We start from the raw sequence: 13192 nt of genomic DNA, 5'->3' as shown, positions 1-13192 counted from the left end.
GGGAATATGTGTTGGGCTTTGATATCAATGCGTTTGGAAAACGTTTCTATAATCCGGCGGCGAAACGGAATTTTATTGTTGGCATGACGGTGGATTTTTGATTTTTTTTGTGGTTTTGTTTCTTACAGATTGAGCAGATTACTCCGATCTTAATGTACTGTTTATTTTATATTATAGTTTTAAATATGCGCAAACATCTGCGTAATCTGCTCAATCTGCGGGAAATCATTTAGAAAGAATACTTCCTATAATCATCTCCGCATGCACCCTTGAGTTTTCAATAAACCAAAGATGGGTATCTTTTCCTCCACAAACCACTCCCGCAAGATATAAATTCGGAATATTGGTTTCCATTGTTTCCGGATGATACACCGGATTCAGACAATCCCCCTGCAATTCAATCCCAGAACTTTTTAAAAAGCCAAAATCGGGAAGATAACCCGTCATCGCCAGGACAAAATCATTTTCAATGTCATGGATTTTTCCGTTGGAATCTTTAAAAGAAACTGTTTTTTCTTCAATTTTGATCATTTCAGCATTAAAATGAGCGGTAATGCTTCCTTCTGCAATTCTGTTTTCAATATCAGGTTTTACCCAATATTTTACACTGTCTGAAATTCCGGAATGACGAATGATCATCGTGACTTCCGCTCCTTTTCTATACGTTTCCAAAGCTGCATCCACGGCGGAGTTGCTGGAACCTATCACTACAACCTTTTGTTTTGCATAAGGATACGGTTCTGTATAATAGTGTTTTACCTTTGGCAGATCCTCTCCCGGAATATTCATCGTATTCGGAATGTCATAAAATCCGGTGGATATAATTACATTTTTAGCCAGATACTTTGATTTTGAGGTCTCAATTTCAAATACGTCCTTATTCTTGGATATGTTCAACACTTTTTCATACAGGTGGATATGGATGTCTTTTTGTCTTGCAATTCCCTGATAATATTCCAGCGCTTCCTGTCTTCCGGGTTTCGGAGCGGTTGAAATAAACGGAATACCGTCGATCTCCAGCTTTTCCGCTGTAGAGAAAAATCTCATATATAAAGGATAATTGTATAACGAATTCACAATGGTTCCTTTTTCTATAATTAAATACGTAAGATTATTTTTCTGAGCTTCCAATGCACAATTTAATCCAATTGGCCCGCCTCCGACAATAAGAATATCCAGAATTTTCATATCACAAATGTAGGTAAAAGCTTAAATTGATCCCGTACTTTATAAGAGAACTTATCTATGAATGTTTATGGCATTAGTTTTGGAGATTTTCCGAAAATGATAAAAAGATGAAAAAAATATTCGTAGTTCTGCTTGCGTTTACCGTTCTTGCCTGCAAAAAAGCGCCTAATAAACCGGTTGTTGATCAGAAAGATTCTATAACTTCCACTCAAAAAGATGCTAAAGATTCTACCAGAGCTCCTATCAATAAAGCGGAAGTTTTGAAAAAGACCAATGATGAGCTTTTAGATGCTTTAAAGAATAAGGATTATAAGAAGTTTGCCGAATTCATCCATCCCGAAAAAGGAATCAGGTTTTCCATGTATGCCTTTGTTGATCCGAGCGGAGATAAGCATTTCTCTAAAGCGGATTTTGAGAAATATTACCCTGCTAAAACCATTTTTACCTGGGGATCGATGGACGGTTCAGGGGATCCGTATAAGGCAACCATTAAAGATTATCTGCAGAAATGGGTGTTTTCAAAAGATTTTACGGACTCGTCGTTTTCATATAATGAATTTCAAAAAGGTGGAAACTCATTGAATAATCTAAAGGAAATTTATCCCGGGAATGATTTCACGGAAAACTACATCAAAGGAACAGAAAAGTACGGTAAAATGGATTGGAAAACGCTTCGTTTTGTTTTTGAAGAATTTCAGGGAAAATATTATCTGATCGCTGTAGTGAATGATCAATGGACCGTCTGATCCAGTACTTTGGCTAATTGTTGAGTAAGGTTTTTTCTTGAAAACTGCTCAATATTTTGGGTATTTTTTATGCTGTTTCCGTTTTTCCATAGCTCAAATTTTTCCATGATGAATTTCTTGATCGATTCGGAATCGTTGTAGCTAAAATGTTTTCCGGCCTGGGTCTGTTCCAGTATTTTGGAAACATCGGCCTGATCCGGACCGAATGAAAGGATCTGTTTTCCGGTAGCCAGATATTCGAATATTTTTCCGGGAATAATTCCTTTGGAAGATTCATTTGGAAAATTGGTGATCAGCAATAAGTCTGAGCTTTGCATTTCTTCAATGGCCTTATCGTGGGAGAGATATCCTAAATTGAGAACATGCTTTTTTAAGCTAGAATTTTCAATAGAATTCAGGATTTTATCATCGACTCTTCCTGCAAATTTTAAAGCAAAGCTGTTTGCAAAATCCGGATTTGTTTTTACCAGTTCATCAAGAGCTTTCCATAAATTTTCAGGATTTCTGAGCTGTTCCAGAACACCGATATAGCTTAGCGTAAATGTCTGAGGTCTATTTTTATGAGCTATAATTTCGCTATTTTGCGATTTTGCAATTTTACTCTCTGTCATGCTGAGCGGGGTCGAAGCATCTGTTTCATCAAATCCATTGGTAATACAAACCGCATTAGCTCCCGCTTTACGGAAATTTTCAGCATCAGTATAGCTTGTTGCTAAAGTAACATTCGCATTTTTGAAAACCTCACTTTCCAGTTGTCTGTGTTTTTTATCAGAACTTTTGGTGAGTTTTAAATGTTGATAGTATGAGATTTCAGTCCATGGGTCACGAAAATCGGCAATCCATTTTAAATTGGGCATTTTCTTTTTAAGCTGTAATCCGATGAGGTGCAGGGAATGCGGCGGCCCGGAAGTCACTACGACATCTATTTTGTGTTCTTTCAGATATTGTTCTAAAAATTTGACGGAAGGTTTTACCCAGAAAACTCTTGCATCCGGAATGAAAAAATTTCCTCTCACCCAGATAGAAAGTTTGGATTTCCAGCTTTGATTTTTACCGACATCAAATTGTCCGGCTTTGAACTTTTTATTACTTTTATTAAGCTTTTCAGCCAGTTGATAAGGCTCCCAGATCTTTGTTTTTACAATTTCAATGTTTTCCGGAACATCTTTAACGAGGCTTTCATCCAGTAAAGGATAGCTTGGGTTTTCAGGAGTATAAATAATGGGTTTCCAGCCAAAATCCGGAAGGTATTTAGCAAATTTCAACCATCGCTGTACACCGGGTCCTCCTGCAGGAGGCCAGTAATAGGTGATGATTAATATTTTTTTCTGTTCCATTGATATGAATACTGCTTGTCATTGTGAACGAAGCGAAAGCGGAGTGAAAAATGACAGACACACACTAAGCCGGTTCTGTGGCTTGTTGATCTTTCTTTTTGTTCTTATTCATCCAAAAGATTCCCAAAGCACTTAGAACAATGAATAATCCGAAGCAAAGCAAAGAAATCCATTTTCCTTTTTCAATCACTTCCGGCTCAAATACCATTCTGATATTATGGGTTCCTGCCGGAACATGTACCGCACGAAGCAAATAATCTGCTTTGATGTACGGAACTTCTTTTTCATCCACAAACATTTTCCAGCCATGAGGATAATAGATTTCAGAGAAAACCGCTAACTGTGGTGTTTTGGATTGAGATTTAAACTCCAGTTCGTTTGGTTGATATTTCGTTAGATTAATGTAAGCGGTAGAGTCTGCCTGAACAGGTTTGCCATTGAAATAAGACTTATCTGAAGCGGCGATCACTGCAGTTTTTTTACTGTTGATCACTCCAATAGCTTTAATCTCTTCGTTCGGTGTGTTTACGAATTGTAAATCGCTTACAAACCATGCATTTCCGTTAGCTTTGGGGTTAGGAACCGCCTGAGGCTGTTCCGGGCCACCTACCACCCAATATTTGGCATTCAGAAGGTTGAGGATATTAGGGACTTTTACTGAGTCCATTACCTGGAAATATTCATTGATCACATCATCGTATCTTCTCAGTTTCACCGCATGATATCCTCCGATGGATGATTTGAAATATGAAGTATTGGTTTCACTGAACGTTCCCAAGATATTGTTGAAAATTCTGTAGTGGGTTTTATCTTTTTCAGCAATAGTTTCAAGTGTTTTATTGACCTGAACATTGGCCAGAATGGATTCTAAATTCGGATTACCGGCGACTTTTTCAGCTAAAAGATCAGAGCTTTCCGTCTGGAAAGGATTTTCAGCGAAAACTTTGTCTACATAATTCTCATCATTCAGATAACGTTTGTTGACCGTCCAAAGGTCAAACAAACTTACCGCTCCAATGATTATTAATGCAACATTCTGACTTAATTTCTGCTTTAAAGCAAAGAACAGAGCTGCCGCTGTAATCGCTACATAGATGAATGCTTTGATGGCATCAATTTTAAACAATTTGAATCTCTCATCCACAAGGAAATCTAGTAGGAAGGGAGGGAAGTACGTCTTCTCGTTCGCTGTGGCAAAACCTAATAAAGATTTTCCGAAAAGCAAAAGAATTAATAATAATCCCAATGTTCCGCCGCTTACGTAAAGAAGGACTTTCTTTTTATATTCTTCCGTCAGTTTTTCATCCGTGAAGAACCTGTATAATCCGATAATGGCAATTAACGGGAATAATAATTCAACCACGACCAAAATAGAAGATGGCGCTCTGAATTTATTGTAGAACGGTACAAAATCTATAAAGAAATCGGATAAAGGCATAAAGTTGCTTCCCCACGCTAATAAAATAGTCAGAATAGAAGCTCCTAAAACCCAGTAACGGTATTTTTTCCATCCGAAGAAGAATCCTAGCACCGCCAGGAAACATACAATAGCTCCCTGATAAGCCGGCCCGGAAGTTCCCGGCTGGTCTCCCCAATAGGTTACTCCGCTGAATCCTTTGGAAATCCTGTCCATCTCAGCCTGTGAAGAAACGTTTTCCTGAACGAGTTCCTGAACCCTGTTCATGATTTCTTTTCCTTCCGGTTCCTGGCTTCCGCCCCCCATTAATCTTGGAATGAAAAGATTTAAGGTTTCAAGCTGGCCATAGCTCCACATCAGCATACTTTCCTTATCCATCCCCGATTTTCCGGAAGTATGGCTTTCGTTATTCAGAATCTGCTTTCCACGAACGGTTTCTTTCACATATTCAGAATTGGCCATAATTCTTTGAGAATTCATTCCGACACCAATAACACAGGCCGCAGCAATAATTCCTGATGAAATAAGGAAATGCTTCATCGGTGTTTTCTTCTGAATAGCTCTCAGAAGTTCTGAAAGGAACAGGAATCCTAATGCAATAAACAGGTAATAGGTCATCTGAGGATGGTTCGCTGCGATCTGGAGCCCCATAAAAAGGGTGGTGACGATGAATCCCCAAATATAACTTTTACGGATATAGACCAGTAAAATACCGGCTAAAAGTGGTGCGAAATATTCAATCGTATTCACTTTCCCGTTGTGTCCGGCTGCAATAATGATATAGAAATAGGTGGAGAGCCCGAAGAAAGTGGCTCCAAGTAGCGCATACTTCCAATTTCTCACGGCAACCATTCCTAAAAAGAAAAATCCTGCAAAAAGTAAGAAAAGATAATTAACAGGTCGCGGAAGGAAATTCAGATAGCTGTCGATTTTTTTAATCACATCTCCCTTGAATTGGCTACCCATCTGGTAAGTTGGCATTCCTCCGAACATGGAATCACTCCAATACGTTTCTTTTCCGGTATCTGCTCTGTAATCAAGAAGTTCTTTTGCACCTCCTCTGTACTGAACGATATCATGCTGAAAAAGTTGTTTCCCTGTAAAAACAGGAGTAGAGTATAAAAATGCTAAAACTATAAATACAACTAATGAAATTGCAATATAAATTAAGTTTTTATTTTTTGCCATGCTGGTTATTATCTTTTGTTGCCGGAATTTTTACCTTTTATCATTCTCTTTGATCTCTTCGTAGTCTACTGTTTCGGCATCCCATTTGAGATTCGAATTGTTGTTCTTATTTGAGTTTTGTAAATCCTGCTGCTTATTATTGTTATCAAATCTATAACTGTAAAATGTCTTAAAGAAAATCCTTTTAAGGATATTCCAGACAAAGAAAATAATAATGGCTGCGAGTACGAGCTCAAAAATATATTTCATGATGTTTCAATTATTTAGCAGATGGATTGATCATCACAGAAGAATTGGAAACACTTTTCATAGACTGAGATTGTTTTCCATCGGAAATCGTCTCGACCTGAGTCGTTTTTACCGTAATATTCTGGTTGGTGATCCACCCTGTATTCTGATCAAATTTTATCGTTCCGTTTTGGGCAAGTTCACTGCTTAAGCTATGAGTAATGGGTCCCTGAGTTTTTTTCTCTGTTTTCTTAGGAATTCCTCCTGTTACGGAAATTTCTGCCGTCCCGTTTCCAACGCTTTTCAATATATAGTTAGATGTTACCTTTATGGTTCCGCTAGGATCTGCATTCTCGGTATTCGTCCACTTATCGCCCACTTTTGCTCCTTTTTTAGGAAGGATTGTCAAATTTTTATTAAACTGGTCTTTCAGTATCTTTTCATTGAAAGTTTCTTTAAGACTTGCTACCACACTTGCTTTCTGGTTTGCATCTTTGATCAATGTTCCGACAGCATTGCCCACTTTGGTATAAATCGCTTCAAAGCCTGTGATGGAAATTACATTTCCTTTCGTATCCATTTTCATGTTCAGCTTATTTCCGGAAGTAAGTGCTTTGTTGATATTCCAGATCATTTTCAGGTCATCTTCTTTTGGCATCGGTTGTTTGGTGTCTACAATGATTGTTTTTCCCTGCGCAGATTGCGAATTTCTTTTTCCGACAAGGTTTAGGGTCATATCATAGACATTTCCTTTGATATCATTCACCGTGAAAGTCATCTCATCTGTAGATTCGCTTGTTCCGCTCATTGTTTTTCCCTGAGGATCCGTCATTGTTTTCACATCTCTCTGGTAAGTTACCAAAGGATATGTTTTTCCTTTTTCAAGCTTGAAAGATTGGGTGTAAATCCCTGCAGAATCTTTAATAGCCGGGTTTTCTTCTACTTTAGCTACAGAATCGGCCGGAACTTCCACTGTAATGGTTTTTCCTGTTTTAGGATCTACTTTGGTGATTTTTGTCGTTTCTTTTTTACAAGATACAAGAGCTATGGAGATCAGCGCTAATGCTGCAATATTTTTCATTTCGATTATTTTTATGTTGTGTAATTAATTGATTTTTATAAGTTTCTGTCTCATCGCCTCATACAAAATAGCACCACATGCTACAGAAACATTTAATGATTGGGTTTTTCCTTCAATAGGTAATTTTATTTTTTCGTCAGAATGATGTAATACTTCTTTAGATATTCCGGTTTCTTCATTTCCCATGACAATCGCGCAGGGCTCAGTAAAATCAATATCATAAATAAGTTTCTGGGCTTTTTCAGAGGCTGCAAATACTGAAATTCCGCTTTGCTGTAAAAAATCTACCGTATGCGCAAGATTGGCTTCTTTACATATTTTTACATTGTAAATGGCTCCTGCGGAAGTTTTAATGGCGTCCGAATTAATAGGAGCCGCTCCCTTTTCCGGAATGATGACCGCATCTATTCCCACACATTCCGCTGTTCTGCAGATTGCTCCAAAATTTCTGACATCGGTAAGACGGTCAAGAATCAATAAAAAAGGAGTTTTTCCCTCTTCAAATAACTGCGGAACGAGATCTTCTACTTTATGGAACGGGACATCAGAAATGAAAGCCACCACACCCTGATGATTTTTTCGGGTAAAGCGGTTCAGTTTTTCCACCGGAACATAATTGGGACGTATTTTATTCTTTGCTAAAACAGCTTTCAATTCTGCATAAATAGGACCTTGCAATGCATTCTGCACAAAGATCTTGTCAATCGTTTTTCCTGCTTCAATAGCCTCAATTACAGGACGAAGCCCGAAAATAAAATCGTCTTTTTTATCGTTGGTAGTATTCATTAATCTTCAGTTAAAAAGTTGTTTGAGTAGTGCCCGTATATCGTATTTTCTTCAAGAAGGGTGGCCATTCCTTCAAATACAGGATGATGATTCAGATCTGTCCAGATCAGTTTGAAAATATGACTGGAAGTTTCTTCAATCTTTAAATAATTGATCATGGCTTGCTTATTCTCAATCCATGAGGTGATGTATTCTCCTGCAAACCCTGCATCCTCACTAATTCTATTGGCACTTTCTGATAAAATGGCCTGGTCAATATTATTTAAATATTCCCCAATCAGATTTCCGGTATTAGTAAGCCTAAAATGAAAACTACCGTGAACAGACATATATATTTAATATTTTTCTCCTAAAATTGCTCTTTTTTGTGCCATTGCATAGCCATAATGAAGGCTCTCATGCATATTGTTGAAAATAATGGCATCCTGGATACTCTTCAGGTCCAAACCAAAACTGGTGGTATAAGGAGTGTAATCAGAAAAGAAATCACCGTCATAATCCTTCATTAAGATTTTTGAAGTCTCCGTCAGTAAAAATTCAAGATCTTCCACCTCCGATTTCTGAACATTCAGGTTCGGTAAAGTCCCTTTTTTATACGTTTCGATCCAGTATTTATCTATTCTGAAAGGGTTTCCGCTCAGATAATAATGCAAAAGCTGCTGAGTAGCCACTGTATGGGCAATATTCCAGTAAATATTATTATTAAAACCGTCAGGAATCAGCAAAAGATCTTCATGGGAAGTATTCTGCAGGATATCCAGAAGGTTCTTTCTTACCTGTCTGTGAGCTTGAAAATGATAATTCATTTTACAGAAATTTTTAATCACCAAAAATAGTTTAATAAACTGGAAATGACAATTTTTGAGCTGTGGTTTACCATAAATTTATATATTTTTATGAAAAAAAGGAATAATGCAATCCGGTTTTAAGGCTTAAAGTGGCCGGAATCTGGCATGAATGCAGGAATATTTAACAAACTTTAACTTAAATATGGCATTAATTGTGTTGATTAATGCAAGTATTTATTAGAAATTTACCCATTATTTTAAATTAAGCTATGTCAGATACATATCAAGCAGAAGACATTCGTCAGTTAACGGAAAAAATAAAGGAACAAAACTATTTGTTCTCTCTTCTGAGACAGGAAATCAACAAGGTTATTATTGGACAGGAATATATGGTAGACCGCCTTTTGGTCGGCCTTTTAGGGAATGGGCACGTTCTGCTGGAGGGAGTTCCTGGTCTGGCTAAGACTTTGGCCATCAAAACACTGGCGGAAGCTGTGCATGGTGAATTCTCAAGAATCCAGTTTACTCCGGATCTGCTTCCCGCAGATGTGGTGGGAACTATGATCTATAATATTAAAGACAATGATTTTTCAATAAAAAGAGGCCCTGTTTTCGCCAATTTCGTGTTGGCGGATGAGATCAACCGTGCACCTGCAAAAGTGCAGTCAGCTCTTTTGGAAGTGATGCAGGAAAAACAGGTGACTATTGGTGATGAAACGATGAAGCTTCCGAAGCCGTTTCTGGTATTGGCTACTCAAAACCCGATTGATCAGGAAGGTACCTATCTGTTACCGGAAGCACAAAGTGACCGTTTCATGCTGAAATGTAAGATAGATTATCCTGATTTTGAAGACGAAAGAACCGTCATGAGAATGGTTTCCACTTCACATCAGCCGGAAATCAAACCTGTTATTTCTTTGGAACATATTGTGGAAGCTAAATCTCTTGTCAACCAGATCTATCTGGATGAAAAAATTGAAAAATATATCCTGGATATGGTTTTTGCCACACGTTATCCTGAAAAGTATGGTCTTTCCGAACTTAAAAATTATATCAGCTTCGGAGCTTCTCCGAGAGCCTCCATTAATCTTGCTATTGCATCGAGAGCATATGCTTTCCTGAAAGGCAGGGCATTTGTAATTCCTGAAGATGTAAAAGCATTGGCAAAAGATGTATTAAGACACAGAATGGGTCTTACGTTCGAAGCGGAGGCAGAGGAAATAACATCCGAAGAAATCATCGACAGAATTTTAGCGAAAATTCAGGCTCCTTAATAGTGCTTATGGAAGAAATAATCATCAGAAAAGCCGTAAAGGATGATTGCGCTCCCATGCTGGAGCTGATCAAAGAGCTTGCTGAATATGAAAAAGCACTACAAGAAGTTACTCTGACTCTTGAAGAGTTTACCAAAGACGGATTTGGTGAAGCTCCTGTTTGGGGTGCTTTTGTAGCGGAATGGAATGATGAAATTGTTGGGATTTCATTATATTATGACAGATATTCAACATGGAAAGGAAGGAGATTGTATCTTGAAGATCTGGTAGTAACGGAAAGAATGAGAGGAAAACAGATCGGTAAAAAATTATTTGATGCCACATTGGAATATGGAAAATCCAACTCATATAGCGGGATGGTTTTTCAGGTACTTAACTGGAATGAACCGGCCATCAATTTCTATAAAAAATACAATCCGAAATTTGATGATGAATGGTTGAATGTGTCTATCGAGTTTTGAGTTATAAATTATGAATTATAAGTTCTCTGTCCATGCCTGTACTCTAAACCTGTTACCTAAATGAAAATAAAAGATATTGTAAAAAAAGTAAAGCAGATTGAAATCCGTACCCGAAAGAAGACGGAAGCTACTTTAATGGGGCAATATCACAGTGCTTTTAAAGGACAGGGCATGACGTTTTCAGAAGTGCGTCCTTACCAATTTGGAGATGAAATCAGAAGAATCGACTGGAACAAAACTGCACGTTTCCGTGAACCGTTTGTAAAGGTAATGGAGGAAGAACGGGAATTAACAATGATGTTATTGGTAGACATTTCTGCATCTATGGACTATGGAACCAAAACCCAGTTGAAAAGAGAGTATGTGGCTGAGATTGCGGCCAGTCTAGGCTTTTCAGCAGCCGGAAATAATGATAAAGTAGGATTGATTTTATTTGCCGATAAAGTATATAAAGTTATTCCGCCGCAGAAAGGAAGAAAGCATATCCTTTCCATTATCAGTAACATTCTGACGGCAGATTATATTCCTTCCGTTTCCAATATTGATAAAGCAATGGAGTATATGATGGGAATCTTTAAAAGGAAATCTCTGGTTTTCTTATTCTCAGACTTTGAAAACCCATATGATTCCAAAATTTTAAGAGCTGCATCTAAAAAACACCAGGTGCTCGGAATGAGAATTTATGATGAAAAGGATAATGAAATTCCGGATGTGGGATATGCACTCTTGCGAGATGTAGAGACAGGAGCCCAGGTTTGGGCCAATACTTCAAGTGCTAGATGGAGGTATACCTTTGCGGAAGCTCAAAAGCAAAAGATAAAAGCTCTTGAAGATGATTTCGCCAACAGCTCGGCCAGTTTTATGAATGTGAATACCGGTGCGGATTATTCAAAATTGTTGTATAATTATTTTCAAAAAAAATAATGTATCAGAGGAATGGGTTTAGCTCATTCATTTAAAATAATAAAAACAGTAGCTTTAGCCAAAATTGATTATTTAAAGTTGAAAAAAATACTATTTATTATATGTTTCCTGGTCTGTGCGAATGCTTTTTCACAGATCCTTTCTTCCAATGTAGAGAAGAAAACCCTTGCATTGGGGGAAACGGATCATATGGTTATTAAGATTGATAACATCGGGGGCCAGAAGGTTTCTGCTGCTCCCAAAGACGAATTGCTTCCTTTTCATTTTGAGGAAATTAAAGACAGTATAGGAGTGAATGCCGGTTCTTACGTAAGAAAAATAGAATTTGCGGTATATGAAGAAGGAAAATTCACGATTCCTGAACTTGAATTTAGGGTAGGAAGTAAAATATTAAAAACCATTCCTTATGAAATAGAAGTGATTAATACGGCCCAGAAAGGGGATCAGATTAATGACATCATGAAGAATAAAGAAGTAAAGCTGGAACCCACTGATTACTGGGAGCTTTACAAATGGTATATTCTTGCCGCTTTGGCTTTAATTGCTTTAATTATAGCGATTATCATGTTAGTGAAATGGGGAAGAAAGAAAAAAAGCTCTCCTGTGGTGGCAACCAACCAGACTTTAAAAGAATTGGAATCTCTTAAAAAGAAAAAATATATCGAAGAAGGAAACTACAGATCATTTTATGTGGAACTGATTGATATTTCAAGAAACTTTATCACCAGACAATATCATTTGCCGGCAGATGTCTTATTGACGGATGATCTGATCCAGCTTATGAAAAAGAACAACACCATTTCTCAGGAAAATGAAAAAGTAGTTGAAGAAGTATTCGTAAGAGGAGATCTGGTGAAATTTGCCAAAACATTCCCGGATAAGGCTACTATGGAAAGAGATTTTACAGATATCAGAGAATTTGTGAAAAGATCCTCAAAAGATTTAGAATTTGAAAACTTAAGAAAGGATGTTTAATTTTGAGTTTTACAGTCCGTGGTTTCTGCTTCTTTTTCTGCTGTTTATTCCTGTTTTTTTCAGAGATATAAGCAAACAGAAGAAAAAAGGAATCAAAGTTCCTACTGTTCAGCACATGAAGAGCAGTGGCGGAATTCAGCTGGTACTTTTTTTTCTGAAAATATCAAAATACATTATACTTTCTGCGCTCATTATTGCGATGGCAAGACCGCGAACTTTTACGGTTTCCCAAGACAGGGATGATACCAAAGGAGTAGATGTTATGCTTTCTATAGACGTTTCTTTAAGTATGTTGGCCAAAGACCTTTCTCCGGATCGTATTACAGCATTAAAGGACATCGCGGTTAAATTTGTTAATAAGCGTCCCAACGACAGAATCGGAGTGGTGGCCTATGCTGCAGAAGCATTTACCAAAGTTCCTGTCACTTCCGATCATCAGGTGGTAGTAGACGAAATAAAAAATCTGAATTCCGCTGGCCTTGAACCGGGAACCGCTATTGGAGAAGGACTCGCTGTCGCCGTTAATCACCTTGTTAAAAGCAAGGCGAAAAGTAAAGTGATTATTTTAATGACGGATGGGGTAAGCAATATCGAAAATGCAATTCCTCCAATGGCAGCCGCCGAACTGGCTAAAAACAACAATATCAAAGTGTATTCCATAGGAATCGGAACCAATGGGTATGCCTTAATGCCCACCGCACAGGATATTTTCGGTGATCTGATATTCACGGAAACGGAAGTAACCATTGATGAAAACACATTAAGAGAAGTGGCACAGACCACCGGAGGACAATATTTC

14 protein-coding genes are annotated in these 13192 nt (G+C 37.7%); 6 read left to right on the top strand and 8 right to left on the bottom strand.

The window, feature by feature from the left end; translation table 11 throughout:
- Positions 1 to 225 precede the first annotated feature (225 nt).
- A complete protein-coding gene (locus ACGHIN_RS14645) occupies positions 226 to 1188 on the bottom strand; it encodes a YpdA family putative bacillithiol disulfide reductase (protein ID WP_390455068.1) in 963 nt (320 codons plus the stop codon).
- Positions 1189 to 1295: 107 nt separating this feature from the next.
- Here ACGHIN_RS14645 and ACGHIN_RS14640 point away from each other — a divergent pair, with 107 nt between their 5' ends.
- Positions 1296 to 1934, top strand: coding sequence for a hypothetical protein (locus ACGHIN_RS14640; RefSeq protein WP_390455066.1), 639 nt, complete (start codon positions 1296 to 1298; stop codon positions 1932 to 1934).
- Here the strand turns inward: ACGHIN_RS14640 and ACGHIN_RS14635 are convergent.
- From ACGHIN_RS14635 to ACGHIN_RS14605, 7 genes are all read right to left on the bottom strand, one after another.
- Complete coding sequence (locus ACGHIN_RS14635) at positions 1919 to 3271, bottom strand: glycosyltransferase family protein (RefSeq protein WP_390455063.1); 1353 nt, start codon at positions 3269 to 3271, stop codon at positions 1919 to 1921. The genes ACGHIN_RS14640 and ACGHIN_RS14635 overlap by 16 nt on opposite strands.
- A gap of 64 nt (positions 3272 to 3335) precedes the next feature.
- The gene (locus tag ACGHIN_RS14630; RefSeq protein WP_390455060.1) at positions 3336 to 5876 is read right to left on the bottom strand and encodes a hypothetical protein; all 2541 of its coding nucleotides are present in this window, start codon (positions 5874 to 5876) and stop codon (positions 3336 to 3338) included.
- A 30-nt stretch (positions 5877 to 5906) separates the two neighbouring features.
- Positions 5907 to 6125 (bottom strand): hypothetical protein, encoded by a 219-nt coding sequence (locus ACGHIN_RS14625; protein ID WP_390455057.1) that lies wholly within the window; start codon positions 6123 to 6125, stop codon positions 5907 to 5909.
- Between the two features lie 10 nt (positions 6126 to 6135).
- On the bottom strand, positions 6136 to 7185 hold the full coding sequence (locus ACGHIN_RS14620) for a DUF6263 family protein (protein ID WP_390455054.1): 1050 nt from the start codon (positions 7183 to 7185) through the stop codon (positions 6136 to 6138).
- A 24-nt stretch (positions 7186 to 7209) separates the two neighbouring features.
- A complete protein-coding gene (gene rlmB, locus ACGHIN_RS14615) occupies positions 7210 to 7971 on the bottom strand; it encodes a 23S rRNA (guanosine(2251)-2'-O)-methyltransferase RlmB (RefSeq protein ID WP_390455051.1) in 762 nt (253 codons plus the stop codon).
- A complete protein-coding gene (locus ACGHIN_RS14610) occupies positions 7971 to 8300 on the bottom strand; it encodes a hypothetical protein (RefSeq protein WP_390455048.1) in 330 nt (109 codons plus the stop codon). The genes rlmB and ACGHIN_RS14610 overlap by 1 nt, the downstream gene beginning before the upstream one ends.
- A 6-nt stretch (positions 8301 to 8306) precedes the next feature.
- Positions 8307 to 8777: a DinB family protein gene (locus ACGHIN_RS14605; RefSeq protein ID WP_390455045.1), complete on the bottom strand. Its 471-nt coding sequence runs from the start codon at positions 8775 to 8777 to the stop codon at positions 8307 to 8309.
- A gap of 251 nt (positions 8778 to 9028) precedes the next feature.
- Between ACGHIN_RS14605 and ACGHIN_RS14600 the strand changes: the two genes are divergently transcribed.
- The 5 genes from ACGHIN_RS14600 to ACGHIN_RS14580 form a co-directional block, all read left to right on the top strand.
- A complete protein-coding gene (locus tag ACGHIN_RS14600; protein WP_390455042.1) occupies positions 9029 to 10033 on the top strand; it encodes an AAA family ATPase in 1005 nt (334 codons plus the stop codon).
- Positions 10034 to 10041: 8 nt separating this feature from the next.
- On the top strand, positions 10042 to 10494 hold the full coding sequence (locus ACGHIN_RS14595) for a GNAT family N-acetyltransferase (protein WP_390455039.1): 453 nt from the start codon (positions 10042 to 10044) through the stop codon (positions 10492 to 10494).
- 60 nt (positions 10495 to 10554) lie between these two features.
- On the top strand, positions 10555 to 11418 hold the full coding sequence (locus ACGHIN_RS14590; RefSeq protein WP_390455036.1) for a DUF58 domain-containing protein: 864 nt from the start codon (positions 10555 to 10557) through the stop codon (positions 11416 to 11418).
- 78 nt (positions 11419 to 11496) lie between these two features.
- Complete coding sequence (locus ACGHIN_RS14585) at positions 11497 to 12393, top strand: BatD family protein (RefSeq protein WP_390455034.1); 897 nt, start codon at positions 11497 to 11499, stop codon at positions 12391 to 12393.
- On the top strand, positions 12386 to 13192 hold an 807-nt coding region (locus ACGHIN_RS14580; protein ID WP_390455031.1), incomplete at its 3' end, for a VWA domain-containing protein. The genes ACGHIN_RS14585 and ACGHIN_RS14580, both read left to right, overlap by 8 nt.

Source organism: Chryseobacterium barbadense, from assembly GCF_042849955.1.
In the GTDB taxonomy this organism is placed as follows: Bacteria; Bacteroidota; Bacteroidia; order Flavobacteriales; family Weeksellaceae; genus Chryseobacterium.
Note: the sequence above shows the minus strand (reverse complement) of the source record. Positions and strands in the feature narration are given on the sequence as shown.

What these genes read in the sequence shown, in the direction of transcription:
- ACGHIN_RS14645 (WP_390455068.1), bottom strand. Translation starts at nt 1,188, where the DNA reads ATGAAAATTCTGGATATTCTTATTGTCGGAGGCGGGCCAATTGGATTA.
- ACGHIN_RS14640 (WP_390455066.1), top strand. Translation starts at nt 1,296, where the DNA reads ATGAAAAAAATATTCGTAGTTCTGCTTGCGTTTACCGTTCTTGCCTGC.
- ACGHIN_RS14635 (WP_390455063.1), bottom strand. Translation starts at nt 3,271, where the DNA reads ATGGAACAGAAAAAAATATTAATCATCACCTATTACTGGCCTCCTGCA.
- ACGHIN_RS14630 (WP_390455060.1), bottom strand. Translation starts at nt 5,876, where the DNA reads ATGGCAAAAAATAAAAACTTAATTTATATTGCAATTTCATTAGTTGTA.
- ACGHIN_RS14625 (WP_390455057.1), bottom strand. Translation starts at nt 6,125, where the DNA reads ATGAAATATATTTTTGAGCTCGTACTCGCAGCCATTATTATTTTCTTT.
- ACGHIN_RS14620 (WP_390455054.1), bottom strand. Translation starts at nt 7,185, where the DNA reads ATGAAAAATATTGCAGCATTAGCGCTGATCTCCATAGCTCTTGTATCT.
- rlmB (WP_390455051.1), bottom strand. Translation starts at nt 7,971, where the DNA reads ATGAATACTACCAACGATAAAAAAGACGATTTTATTTTCGGGCTTCGT.
- ACGHIN_RS14610 (WP_390455048.1), bottom strand. Translation starts at nt 8,300, where the DNA reads ATGTCTGTTCACGGTAGTTTTCATTTTAGGCTTACTAATACCGGAAAT.
- ACGHIN_RS14605 (WP_390455045.1), bottom strand. Translation starts at nt 8,777, where the DNA reads ATGAATTATCATTTTCAAGCTCACAGACAGGTAAGAAAGAACCTTCTG.
- ACGHIN_RS14600 (WP_390455042.1), top strand. Translation starts at nt 9,029, where the DNA reads ATGTCAGATACATATCAAGCAGAAGACATTCGTCAGTTAACGGAAAAA.
- ACGHIN_RS14595 (WP_390455039.1), top strand. Translation starts at nt 10,042, where the DNA reads ATGGAAGAAATAATCATCAGAAAAGCCGTAAAGGATGATTGCGCTCCC.
- ACGHIN_RS14590 (WP_390455036.1), top strand. Translation starts at nt 10,555, where the DNA reads ATGAAAATAAAAGATATTGTAAAAAAAGTAAAGCAGATTGAAATCCGT.